Below are 12,094 nucleotides of genomic sequence, written 5' to 3' on the forward strand. Positions count from 1 at the left end.
GCGAACGATCAGCTTGTTATGCAATGCCGGCACCCGATGCTCGCGGATGTCGACGTTGCGACTAGGGTAAACGTCCATATGCCTTGGTTAGTTCGGACAGAGGCCCGGTCGGCCATAAGTGCGCCGGTGGGCGCGTGCATTGTCATGCTGCGGTGCAAGGCTGTCAACCCTCGGAAATAAACCTTCCTTAAGCAGCCTGATGCAGCGCAGCGCCTTGCTGTGCGAGGGGGCCCATAAGCCAGTGATCGGCCAGTAGAAAAGCAAAAAGTGCCATCAAGTAGATGATCGAATACTTGAAAACGCGCATGGCGAAGAATTCGTCCGGCGGGTTCATCAGGCGAATGGCGTAATACAGAAACCCTACGCCGAGAACGGCAGCGCCACCGAAATAGATCAAGCCACTGTAGCCGGTGATGGCGGGCAGCAGGCTCACGATCACCAACAGGATTGTGTAAAGCAGAATCTGCCAGCGCGTGTAGCGCACGCCGTGCGTCACCGGCAGCATCGGAATTTGTGCGCGGGCGTAGTCGTCGCGGCGAAAGATGGCCAGCGCCCAGAAGTGCGGCGGCGTCCATACAAAAATGATGAGGCACATTTGCAGCGCAAAGGGATGAAGTGCCCCTGTTACAGCTGTCCATCCAAGCACCGGGGGAATCGCACCCGCGAGGCCGCCGATAACGATGTTCTGCGGCGTAGCGCGTTTCAGATAGGCGGTGTAGACCAGTGCGTAGCCGATCAAGCCGCCAAACGTGAGTACAGCGGTCAGCATATTGACCAGCATGCCGAGTATCACCATCGACAAAATACCCAGCACAACGGCAAAAATCAGAACCTGATGCGCATTGAGTTTGCCGGTAGCCAGCGGACGACGCGCAGTGCGCGCCATCAGCTTGTCGATGCGTTCGTCGATCAGATGATTGAACGCCGCCGCGGAGCCCGATGCCATCCAGATGCCGAGGGTGCCGAAAACAAGCGCGCGCCACGGCGGAATGCCCGGCACCGCGAGAAACATGCCGATGACGGCGCAGAACACCAGTAGCGCCACAACGCGTGGCTTGGTGAGCTGCAGGTATTCACGAGCCAGACTCATACCACGGCTTCCATTTCATCGGAACGCCACGGTTGCAGGCGCGCGAAATTCGCTAGCAATGTGAAAAGCAGAAGTGCCGCGCCGCCGTTATGCATCGTGGCGACCGGCAATGGCAAACCGAAGTGGACGTTGCTGATGCCAAGCAACACTTGAAGCACAAGCACGACTGCGACACCGATACCGCCGAAGCGGAATCCACTTTTTGCGAGCCGGTACGACAACCACCCCAGATAACAGAACACGACGAGCGCACCAATACGATGCGTGATCTGAATCGCGCTGCGCGCCGCCATATCCAGAATACCGCCCTCGTAGTTCACACCAACCTCGCGCCAAAGCACGAAGCCTTGTTTGAAATCCGTCGGCGGCACCCATTGACCGAGACATGTTGGGAAATCGGTGCCGCACGCTAGCGCGGCATAATTGGCCGATGTCCAGCCACCCAGAGCAATCTGGCATGCAAGCAACACGATGCCGATGACGACGGCGCGACGCAGCGTGGCGTAGCGATCATCTTTTGTGCCAAGACCATTGCAACGAAGTGCCGAATACGCGAGCAATCCGAACGTCGTCATGCCGCCAATCAGGTGTCCCATCACAACAATGGGTTTGAGCAGTAGTGTCACCGTCCACATGCCAAGCATCGCCTGGAAAATGATGACAGCGAGTGCGAGCACGCTCATCTTCAACGAAGCACGTTCGCGCAACCAGCATGCACCGGCTGTCGGTAACAGGATGGCGAGTAACGCCAATCCCGACGACACATCGCGCTCGCCGTGCAGATAAAGTGTCACGCCTATGGCGGCGAATATCGCGCTGATGACGATGCCCAACTGCGTGAGCCGATCGCGTTGTGCTGCCGCCAGCGCCAGTACAAGCACCAGTACACCGAGTGTTCCGGCCAGCATGCGATGCACTTGTTCGCGCCATGCCTTCGCCGCTTCATAGGGGCGATCCGGGAACGCGGCATCGGCTGTCGCCACCGCTTGCGCATGATGCGGCCACGTAGCCTGCCCGTAGCATGTCGGCCAATCCGGACAAGACAGGCCCGCATTGGAAAGACGAACAAATGCACCGAACATCACCAGACCGAAGGCGAACACGGCCGCCAGAATGGCCAGATAAGGCACGATTTTGCGGGTACGCAGCAACATCAACGGATAACCTTCTGCAGATCCTTGCGCAGGCCGCTCGGATCGAAGCCCGCAGGATACAGCGTTAAGGCCGTACCGTCGGATTCCACAAGTAATGCGCTCACGCTATCGGGCGTGGAGGGCTGGAATTTGGCGAGGGCATTGTTCACGTCCGTCCCAATTTGCCAATAGTTCTCCATGCCGTTGGTCGCAGCGTCCACCGGCGGCTGGCCGACGTAAAGCAGCCGCAATCGCGATGCATTGTTGTTGAGCGTGATGCGTGCTGCGGCCATCTTGGTCAAGGTATCCACGCAATTTGCCGCGCAGTTTGGCCCCGCCAGTGCGATGAGCGTCAGGCGCGGAGAGCTATCGCGCCATGCCCACAGCTGTCCACTGGCAAGCCGCATCTGCACATGTTCCTGCTCGAAATTCCGCTGTGGAAAAATCGGTTCGCCAAAACCTTTGCCGGTCGGCTGCCAACCACTGAGGTTCAGCAAACCCGCGGCAATGATCGGCGCAGCAAATACCAGAATGATCAGCAGGAATTTCAGACGGCTGGTGCGTAACGCTTTTGGATTGGGTTGATTCATGACTTGCTCTTGGTCGGACGCTTCTTCCGATGCAGCACCAGGAAAATCACCACTGCCGCCAGGGCAAAGGTGAACCATTGAAAAGCATACGCGCGATGCCGTGCCGGAGGCATCGATGAAAGATCGAGTGTGTGCACGCGCACGTAGATCGACGCCGGATCGGCGTCCAGCGCCAGCACGCGTGGATAGAGCTGCGCATGAAGATCTGTGGCGACCTGATCGAGTTCCAGATAGATCGACGTTTTCGGCCACTGCGCTTGCTGAGCCAGCGCATTGCCGCCCATTTCGAATCCGGTCCCGGGCGGCGGTTCGTAGAGACCTTGCAGGGTTTGCTCGCCGGATGGCAGCGGCGGCAGCTGAGGCGCTTTATCCGTGCCGTTGCCCGGCAAAAAACCGAGATCGACCATCAGCAGCCGAGGTTGTCCATCCAGCTGAAACGGTGCGAAAACTTCGACGCCACCGAGATTGTCGTGCTTGGGGTTGTCGAGCAGATACAGGCGATCGGCCCTATACGTGCCCTGCACGCGCACGCGCGGATAAGCGTCTTGTGGAGGCTGTGCTGCAACCGCGTCGAAGGCTTGCACGGGTGCGCTTGCCGCTGCGGCATACCGTCGCAGAAGTTCGTCTTTGTAATCAGCGCGATGCAGCTGCCAGATGCCAAGACGCACGAAAACAAGGGCTCCGGCGATGGTGAGCAACACCGACCACCACGATGGCTTGCGCATCCAGCTCACGCGGTGCCTCCGCGCTGGATAGCTATACTGACGATGTCGGATCTACTCAGGTCAATCACGTGGAAACCATTTACAAAGTCGCGCTGGTGATCATGTTCCTGGTGGTGATATTCAACCTGGGCCAGGCGCTGTATTTCATGATGACCGACAAGGATCAGAGCAAACGCACCGCTTGGGCGTTGACGCGGCGCATTGGCTTTTCCTTGGTGCTCATCGCCATGGTGATCGTTGGTATCAAGCTTGGCTGGATTCACCCGCATGGGGTGGGTCAATAAGCCGCCTCGCTCGTCATTCCGGCGCAGGCCGGAATCCAGTGTCCGCTGACTTCACTCATTCCTGAAATTACCGGCGTTGTCGTCACTGGATTCCGGCCTGCGCCGGAATGACGAGCCAAGAAAAGCCATTGTAACGAGACGCTTGCTTCGACGCCCGGCCCGCGACATTTAGCGCCCGCGTTTGCTGCGTGTAGGAAGGCAAGACACAAAAAAGCCCGCCAATGGCGGGCTTTTTTGCTGAGCACCGAGCGCTCAGAGAATGTAGACGAACATGAAGAGCCCCAGCCAAACCACGTCCACAAAGTGCCAGTACCAGGCAACCGCTTCGAACCCGAAGTGGTGCTCTTTGCTGAAGTGGCCAGCCAATACACGCAGCCAGATGATCGCCAGCATGATCGTACCCAGCGTCACGTGCAGACCGTGGAAGCCGGTAAGCATGAAGAACGTGCAGCCATACACGCCACTACCGAGCGTGAGGTTCAGTTCCTTATAGGCCTCCATGTACTCGTGCGCCTGGCAGTACAGGAACGAGGCGCCCAGCAGCACAGTGGCCCCCAGGAACAGCAACACCTTCTTGCGATGACCGGCGATAAGCGCATGGTGCGCAATGGTCACCGTGACGCTTGAGCTAAGCAGAATCAGCGTATTGAGCAGCGGGAGACCCCACGGCCCCACCGTTTCGAACGCACCGCCGACATGCGCCGGGCCGTTACCGCCGCCCGAGCCCCACGATGCAGCGTAGTCGCTCCAGATGTATTGATGCGTCAGCACGCCATGGCCGTAACCACCCAGCCACGGCACCGAGAACATGCGGATGTAAAACAGTGCACCGAAGAACGCGCCGAAGAACATCACCTCGGAGAAGATGAACCACATCATGCCCATGCGGAACGAGCGATCCACCTGCGTGTTGTAGCTGCCGGCCATCGACTCGTGAATCACCGAGCGGAACCAGCCGAAGAACATCAGCAGGATGCCAATGAAACCGATCATCAACACCGTCTTGCCGAAGCCGGTATCGCCCGGTTCCGCATTGAGCCAATGTGCGGCGCCGAACACGGTGAGGAACATGACCACCGCAGCCACAATCGGCCACTGGCTCTTGCTCGGTACGTAGTAAATGTCTTGCTGCTGACCCATGGTGTGTTTCCCGTAGACGTTCCAGGTTACCTACGTGCCTTACTGCATGAGTGAATCGATTTGGTGCTGATGAATCTGCGGATGATGCTGTAGCCAGAGCATCTGTCCGATGGAGAAGACGAACACGGCGAAGGCAATGATGCCGATGATTGCCGCGGTGCGTCGCGCGCGACGCAACCGTTGTTCCTGTCCCGTTTCCAGCGAGCGATGATCGAGCTTCATGCGATCAATCCTCAACGTGGCCATGCGCGAGTTCGTCGTCGTGAATCACCGGCGCGATCGTGAAGCTGTGATGCGGAGGCGGCGAGGACAACGTCCACTCCAGACCCTTGGCACCTTCCCACACGCGATCGGTCGCTTTCTTCTTCGAGAACCACACGCAATGGATGATGACGCCTAGGAAGATCAGCTGCGACGCACCGAACAGGAAACCGCCGATGGAGCTGATCATGTTGAAGTTGGCGAACGCGACGTTGTAATCCGGAATACGGCGCGGCATGCCGGCCAGACCCAGGAAGTGCTGCGGGAAGAACAACACGTTCACCCAGATCACCGAATTCCAGAAGTGCACCTTGCCCCAGAACTCGCTGTACATATGACCGGTCCACTTCGGAATCCAGTAATACGTCGCGGCCATGATTGCGAAGATGGCACCGGTCACCAACACGTAGTGGAAGTGTGCCACCACGAAGTACGTGTCGTGATACTGGAAGTCCGCCGGTACCAGCGCGAGCATCAGGCCGGAGAAACCGCCGATGGTGAACAGGATGACGAACGCCACCGCAAACAGCATCGGCGTTTCGAAGGTCATCGAGCCGCCCCACATCGTGGCGACCCAGTTGAACACCTTCACGCCCGTCGGCACCGCGATCAGCATCGTCGCGTACATAAAGAAGATTTCGGCGCCCAGCGGCAGACCCACCGCGAACATGTGGTGCGCCCACACGATGAAGGAGAGGAACGCGATCGACGCAATCGCGAACACCATCGCCTTGTAACCGAAGATCGGCTTGCGCGAGAAGGTCGGAATGATTTCCGAAATGATCCCGAACGCCGGCAGGATCATGATGTACACCTCGGGGTGACCGAAGAACCAGAACACGTGCTGGAACAGCACGGGGTCACCGCCACCGGCGGCGTCGAAGAAGTGCGTGTTGAAGTACTTGTCGGTGAGTAGCATCGTCACCGCACCCGCGAGCACCGGCATCACCGCGATCAGCAGGAAGGCGGTAATCAGCCAGCTCCACACGAACACCGGCATCTTCAGCAGATCCATGCCCGGCGCGCGCATGTTGAGGATGGTCGCGATGATGTTGATCGCACCCATGATGGAGCTGATACCCATCAAGTGGACGGCGAACACCACATAAGCAAGCGATGCACTCTGTAGCGACAGCGGCGGATACATCGTCCAGCCGCCGGCAGGGCCACCGCCCGGCAGGAACAGCGTGGAGAGCAGCAGCGCGAAGGCGAACGGCAGAATCCAGAACGACAGGTTGTTCATGCGCGGCAACGCCATGTCCGGCGCGCCGACCATCATCGGGATCATCCAGTTGCCGAGACCCACGAACGCAGGCATCACCGCACCGAAGATCATGACCAGCGCATGCATCGTAGTCATTTCGTTGAAGAAGTACGGCTGCACCAGCTGCATGCCCGGCTTGAACAACTCCGCGCGAATCACCATCGCGAAGCTGCCGCCGATGAAGAACATCAGCAGCGAGAACACCAGGTACAGCGTACCGATGTCCTTATGGTTGGTGGACATCACCCAACGCTGGAAAAAACTCTGGTGCTCATGATGATCGTGATGCTCATCGTGGTGGTCGTGGGCGGCTTCGTGGGCCATAACCTTGAACCTCTACCTAAATGAATGCGTTGTCGTGAACTGCACGTAGCAGCCGGTGAATCAACCTTGTGCGCCGTGCGCTGGAGCGACCTGCGCCGTTGCCTGCGCAGGCGCGGCAGCGGTAGACGCTGGCGCCGGTGCTGCGGGCGTAGCGGGCTTCTGCTGATCGGCCAGCCACTTGGCGAAGTCTTCCTTCGAGACAGCCTTCACCACGATCGGCATGAAGCCATGATCCTGACCGCACAACTCCGCGCACTGGCCGCGATACACGCCAGGCACCTTGATGTTGGTCCACGTCGCGTTCACCACGCCCGGGATCGCATCCATCTTCCAGCCCAGTGCAGGAATGAACCACGAGTGGATCACGTCGTCGGCCGTGATGACGAAGCGGATCTTGGTGTCGACCGGCACCACCAGCGGCTTGTCGACATTCAAGAGATAGACGTTCTCATCGCCCACCTTGACCGCATACGGATCGAGGCCGGAATTGAGCTGGCGGGTGGCGTTGCTCTGATCGTCGAGCTTGGACAGGAAACCAACGTTGCTGATCGCCTTGCCCTGGTAGTCGACGTAGTCGTAACGCCACTTCCACTGATAACCGGTGACTTTCACCGTCATCTGCGCGCCGGTCGTATCGGAGAACTGGCGCAAGCCATCGGTCGCCAGCCACGCCAGCGTGATGAGGATGATGATCGGGATGACGGTCCAGATGATTTCGACCGTGGTGTTGTGCGCCCACTTCTCCGCCACCGCGCCGCGCGATTTGCGGAAGCGGAACATGGCGATGAACATCGCGCCGAAGACCAGGATGCCGATGACAACGCAGACGCCCAGCGCCACGTTGTTGAGCATGTACGGCACGTTGGAATACGTGGTCACGCCCGGTGTGAGATTCAGCTGCCCGGGCTCTGGGTTGGCCAGGACGGTGCTTCCGAACAACCCCATGCCGATCAAACTCAGGGCCCCCACTCCCAACGCCCTGACTATGCCTTTACTACCTTTAGGCTTGATGCCGCCAGATATCATGTTTGCACCTTTGTTGAACCTACCTGCGCGCCTGGGACTGGAAATCCGTCAGCAGCACCTTGAGTTTCCGGAATAGCTCGTTGCGCTCCTCATCCCCGAGGAAAGCCCCGACTTCCAGCCTGCGTCCGTGCGACGACAACAACAATCGGTTACGCCCCTCCCCTGATTCCAGCAGCACGCGCACCCAATAGGGTTGGAAGCGCGTGCAGCGGCGACCTGGCAGGGTTTGCACCTCCAGCGACTCAGTGTCGAGGGTGATGCGTTCGCTGCGGTCGCCGGCTCGCCAGGCCACGCTAAGTGCGATAGCCACAGCGGAAGCCTCGATCAGGGCGAACAGCGGCGCGAACACATCGCCCTGCCACGCTCCCAGACCTGCCGTTATCAACGCCAGCGCAGCCAACACCATGATGAGGCGACGCAGGCCGCGTCGGCTGAGTACGCGGTTGGGCCGAAGCCACAACACGTACGGCAGGCCGCCGAGGGCTGGTCGAAGCACGATCATGGTAGTCCGGCGTGCCTGGAACGTTCCGATCATAGGCCGCGACGCACATCCCGGCAAGGATGGGTGCAGCGCTGAGCACTCGTTGCGCAAGCATTGAAAAAGCCCTTTCTGCGCGAAGATTTGCGAATACGCGCGCACGTGCTGACGCTGTCACGGATTTGCGATGTGAGAAGTGTGTTGTGTGACGGGTTGCTACAAATTGTCGCGGCCGCCGATTTGGAAGTGCCACACCGTTCCGCGGCTCTTGCTCGTCATTCCGGCGCAGGCTGGAATCCAGTGGCGAAAGCATATGGGCGAAGACGTATCACCGACCGTGAGGACACTGGATTCCGGCCTGCGCCGGAATGACGACGGCTAAAGAGCCTCCGTTCTGGCAAATTCACCCTTCCTGGCAGTACGGATGCACCCCAGCGCCCCCGGCCTTACAATTCGCAATTCCCCCAAAAGCCCTACAGCGCGCCACGCCATCGTGACCCAGCCCATTCTTACCCCCGAATTGCCCACCGGCGCCGACGCCGCCCGCGCGCGCATTACCGCCGCCTGGCTTCGCGACGAAACGGAAGCAGTCAACGACCTGCTCGCCCAGGCGACCTTGCCGCCGGCCGACCGCGAGAAAGTGATCGACGTTGCCGCCGATCTCGTCACCCGCGTTCGCGCGCGCGCGAAAGATCAAAGCGCCGTCGAATCCTTCATGCGCCAGTACGACCTGTCGAGCGAAGAAGGCGTGCTGCTGATGTGCGTGGCCGAAGCCCTGCTGCGCATTCCGGACAAGGCCACGGCGGACAAACTCATCCGCGACAAACTCGGCGATGCAAACTGGAAGAAGCATCTGGGCCAAAGCGAGTCGCTGTTCGTCAACGCATCCACCTGGGGTTTGATGCTCACCGGCAAGCTGGTGAATCTCACCGAAGACACGCGCCACGATTTTTCCGGCGCGCTGCGCCGTCTTGTCGGCCGCGCGGGTGAACCGGCGATTCGCCTGGCCGTGCGTCAGGCGATGCGCATCATGGGCCATCAGTTCGTGATGGGGCAGACCATCGGCGATGCACTCGACCGCTGCGCCAAGCCCGAATACGCGGTGTATCGCTATTCGTACGACATGCTCGGCGAATCGGCGCTCACCAGCGAAACCGCCGAACGCTATCAGCAGGATTACCGCAAGGCCATCGCGGCCATCGGTTCGCGCGGGCCGTTCGCCAATCACACCGATGCGCCGTCAATCTCGGTAAAACTTTCCGCGCTGCATCCGCGCTATGAAGTGGCCAATCGCGAACGCGCACGCCGCGATCTTACCGCCAAGCTGCTGGAACTTTCCCAGCTGGCGATGAAGCAAGGCATCGCGCTCTCGGTCGACGCCGAAGAAGCAGACCGTCTTGAGCTCTCGCTCGACATCATCGGCGATGTGTTCGCGCATCCGTCGCTGCAAGGCTGGAATGGTCTCGGCATCGTGGTGCAGGCGTATTCCAAGCGCACACCGTTCGTCATCGATTGGCTGATCGAAACCGCACGCGCCAGCGGCCGCCGCTGGTACGTGCGCCTGGTGAAAGGCGCGTATTGGGATGCCGAAATCAAGCGCGCCCAGGAAACCGGCCTTTCCGGTTATCCTCTCTACACGCGCAAGCCCAATACCGACGTGTCGTATCTGGCCTGCGCGCACAAACTGTTCGACGCGGGCAGCGACCTGATCTATCCGCAGTTCGCGACGCACAACGCGCACTCGATTGCAGCCGTGCATCACATCGCACGTGGACGTCCGTTCGAATTCCAGCGCTTGCACGGCATGGGTACGGATCTGTATGCCGAAGTGATCGGCAAACAGAATTTGAATGTGCCGTGCCGCGTGTATGCGCCCGTCGGCACGCATGAAGACCTGCTGCCGTACCTCGTGCGACGACTGCTTGAGAACGGCGCCAACACCAGCTTCGTCAATCGCGTGGTCGACGAAACGCTGCCGGTGCGCGAGCTTGTCGCCGATCCGTGCGAAACGGTCCGCCGTTACGCAGCGGTCAATCATGGTAGCTATGCGCATCCGCGCATTCCGCAACCCGTCAATTTATTTGGTGAACTTCGGAAGAATTCCATGGGCGTCAACTTCTCCAACGACAACGAACTGAAGGCCCTCGCCGAGGCAGTCAACGCAAACGCCGGTCCGTGGACCGCCGGTCCGTTGGTGCCAAACGCGCAAGGTAATGGTCCGACCGTGCAGGTCACCAATCCAGCGGATCGCCGTCAAGTCATCGGCAGCTACGTCAGCGCCGATGCTGCGCTGGTCGACAAAGCGCTCGCCAACGCCGTTGCCGCACAACCGGCATGGGATCGTCTGCCTGCCGCCAGCCGCGCGGCGATTCTCGAGCACGCCGCCGAACAACTCGAAGCGCGCCGCGCCGAATTCATCGCGCTGTGCGTGCGTGAAGCGGGCAAGAGCCTGCCGGATGCGATCGCTGAAATCCGCGAAGCCGCCGATTTCCTGCGTTACTACGCAGCGATGGCGCGTCGCCTGTTTGGCCATCCGGAACAGTTGCCGGGCCCGACGGGTGAGAGCAATCAGCTGTTCCTCAACGGCCGTGGCGTGTTCGTCTGCATCAGCCCGTGGAACTTCCCACTTGCGATCTTCCTCGGTCAGATTTCCGCGGCGCTGGCTGCGGGCAACAGCGTGATTGCGAAACCGGCCGAGCAAACCAGCCTGATCGGCTACGCGGCCGTGAAGTTGCTGCAAGACGCCGGCGTTCCCGCCGATGTGCTGCAGTACTTGCCGGGTGATGGTGCCGTCGTTGGTGCCGCGCTTACGAAAGATCCGCGCGTAGCAGGCGTTGCGTTCACCGGCTCGACTGAAACCGCATGGGCTATCAATCGTGCGCTCGCGGCACGTAATGCGCCGATCGCTGCACTGATCGCCGAAACCGGCGGCCAGAACGCCATGATTGCCGACTCGTCCGCGTTGCCGGAGCAGATCGTAAAGGACGTGATCGCCTCTGCGTTCCAGTCCGCCGGCCAGCGCTGCTCGGCCGCACGCGTGCTGTTTGTGCAGGAAGACATCGCCGACAAAGTCGTCGGCATGCTTGCCGGCGCGATGGCGGAATTGAAAGTCGGCGATCCCGGCCAGCTTTCCACCGACGTGGGCCCGGTGATCGATAACGACGCGCTGAAGATCCTCAATGACCACGCCGCACGCATGGACAAGGAAGCGAAGAAAATCGCCGAAGCCAAGCTCGATCCGGCGGCCACCGCAAACGGCACGTTCTTCGCGCCGCGTGCGTATGAAATTCCTTCACTCGATACGCTCAAGCGCGAAGTGTTCGGCCCGGTGTTGCATGTGATTCGCTGGAAAGGCAGCGATCTGCCGAAGGTTGTCGACGCGATCAACGCTACCGGCTACGGCCTGACGCTGGGTGTGCATAGCCGTATCGACGATACCGTTGAATACATCCGTAGTCATGCACGCGTTGGCAACTGCTACGTCAACCGCAACCAGATCGGTGCGGTGGTTGGTGTGCAGCCATTTGGTGGCGAAAGCCTTTCGGGTACGGGTCCGAAGGCGGGCGGTCCGCACTATCTGCTTCGCTTTGCGGGTGAGCGCACGCTGACGATCAATACTACGGCTGCAGGTGGTAACGCGTCGTTGCTGACCATCGGCGAGTAGATCCTCTCCGGACCGTTGAAAATTACCTCACCGTCATTCCCGCGTAGGCGGGAATCCAGTCTCAATATGTTGTGCGAAGCACACTCAATAGGTTTTGTGCGCTTCGCGCGGTGTA

11 protein-coding genes are annotated in these 12,094 nt (G+C 59.9%); 2 read left to right on the plus strand and 9 right to left on the minus strand.

The window, feature by feature from the left end:
* Positions 1-187: 187 nt before the first annotated feature.
* From cyoE to EKH79_RS18015, 4 genes are read right to left on the minus strand one after another with little or no spacing between them, the layout of a single operon-like run.
* Entirely contained in the window at positions 188-1,090 is a 903-nt protein-coding gene (cyoE, locus tag EKH79_RS18000; RefSeq protein WP_126675234.1) for a heme o synthase, read from the minus strand.
* Positions 1,087-2,244 carry a COX15/CtaA family protein gene (locus tag EKH79_RS18005; protein ID WP_126675235.1) on the minus strand — a complete coding sequence of 386 codons (1,158 nt, stop codon included), beginning with the start codon at positions 2,242-2,244 and terminating at the stop codon, positions 1,087-1,089. The genes cyoE and EKH79_RS18005 overlap by 4 nt, the downstream gene beginning before the upstream one ends.
* Positions 2,244-2,813 (minus strand): hypothetical protein, encoded by a 570-nt coding sequence (locus EKH79_RS18010; RefSeq protein WP_126675236.1) that lies wholly within the window; start codon positions 2,811-2,813, stop codon positions 2,244-2,246. Before EKH79_RS18010 ends, EKH79_RS18005 begins: the two co-directional genes overlap by 1 nt.
* A complete protein-coding gene (locus EKH79_RS18015; RefSeq protein WP_126675237.1) occupies positions 2,810-3,547 on the minus strand; it encodes an SURF1 family protein in 738 nt (245 codons plus the stop codon). The genes EKH79_RS18010 and EKH79_RS18015 overlap by 4 nt, the downstream gene beginning before the upstream one ends.
* A gap of 59 nt (positions 3,548-3,606) precedes the next feature.
* On the opposite strand from EKH79_RS18015, the gene EKH79_RS18020 reads away from it, so the two are divergent.
* Positions 3,607-3,822 carry a twin transmembrane helix small protein gene (locus tag EKH79_RS18020; protein WP_126675361.1) on the plus strand — a complete coding sequence of 72 codons (216 nt, stop codon included), beginning with the start codon at positions 3,607-3,609 and terminating at the stop codon, positions 3,820-3,822.
* Between the two features lie 252 nt (positions 3,823-4,074).
* Here the strand turns inward: EKH79_RS18020 and EKH79_RS18025 are convergent, their stop codons facing one another.
* From EKH79_RS18025 to EKH79_RS18045, 5 genes are read right to left on the minus strand one after another with little or no spacing between them, the layout of a single operon-like run.
* Positions 4,075-4,962, minus strand: a complete 888-nt coding sequence (locus EKH79_RS18025) for a cytochrome c oxidase subunit 3 (RefSeq protein WP_126675238.1) — start codon at positions 4,960-4,962, stop codon at positions 4,075-4,077.
* A gap of 39 nt (positions 4,963-5,001) precedes the next feature.
* Positions 5,002-5,184, minus strand: a complete 183-nt coding sequence (locus tag EKH79_RS18030; protein WP_126675239.1) for a hypothetical protein — start codon at positions 5,182-5,184, stop codon at positions 5,002-5,004.
* 4 nt (positions 5,185-5,188) lie between these two features.
* Positions 5,189-6,811, minus strand: coding sequence for a cytochrome c oxidase subunit I (ctaD, locus tag EKH79_RS18035; RefSeq protein ID WP_126675240.1), 1,623 nt, complete (start codon positions 6,809-6,811; stop codon positions 5,189-5,191).
* Between the two features lie 60 nt (positions 6,812-6,871).
* Positions 6,872-7,837 carry a cytochrome c oxidase subunit II gene (gene coxB / locus EKH79_RS18040; protein ID WP_126675241.1) on the minus strand — a complete coding sequence of 322 codons (966 nt, stop codon included), beginning with the start codon at positions 7,835-7,837 and terminating at the stop codon, positions 6,872-6,874.
* 19 nt (positions 7,838-7,856) lie between these two features.
* Complete coding sequence (locus EKH79_RS18045; RefSeq protein WP_199754380.1) at positions 7,857-8,339, minus strand: DUF2244 domain-containing protein; 483 nt, start codon at positions 8,337-8,339, stop codon at positions 7,857-7,859.
* 469 nt (positions 8,340-8,808) lie between these two features.
* Between EKH79_RS18045 and putA the strand changes: the two genes are divergently transcribed.
* Positions 8,809-11,979 carry a bifunctional proline dehydrogenase/L-glutamate gamma-semialdehyde dehydrogenase PutA gene (gene putA, locus EKH79_RS18050; RefSeq protein ID WP_126675242.1) on the plus strand — a complete coding sequence of 1,057 codons (3,171 nt, stop codon included), beginning with the start codon at positions 8,809-8,811 and terminating at the stop codon, positions 11,977-11,979.
* Positions 11,980-12,094: the final 115 nt, after the last annotated feature.

This window comes from Dyella dinghuensis, assembly GCF_003977615.1.
Lineage (GTDB): Bacteria > Pseudomonadota > Gammaproteobacteria > Xanthomonadales > Rhodanobacteraceae > Dyella_B > Dyella_B dinghuensis.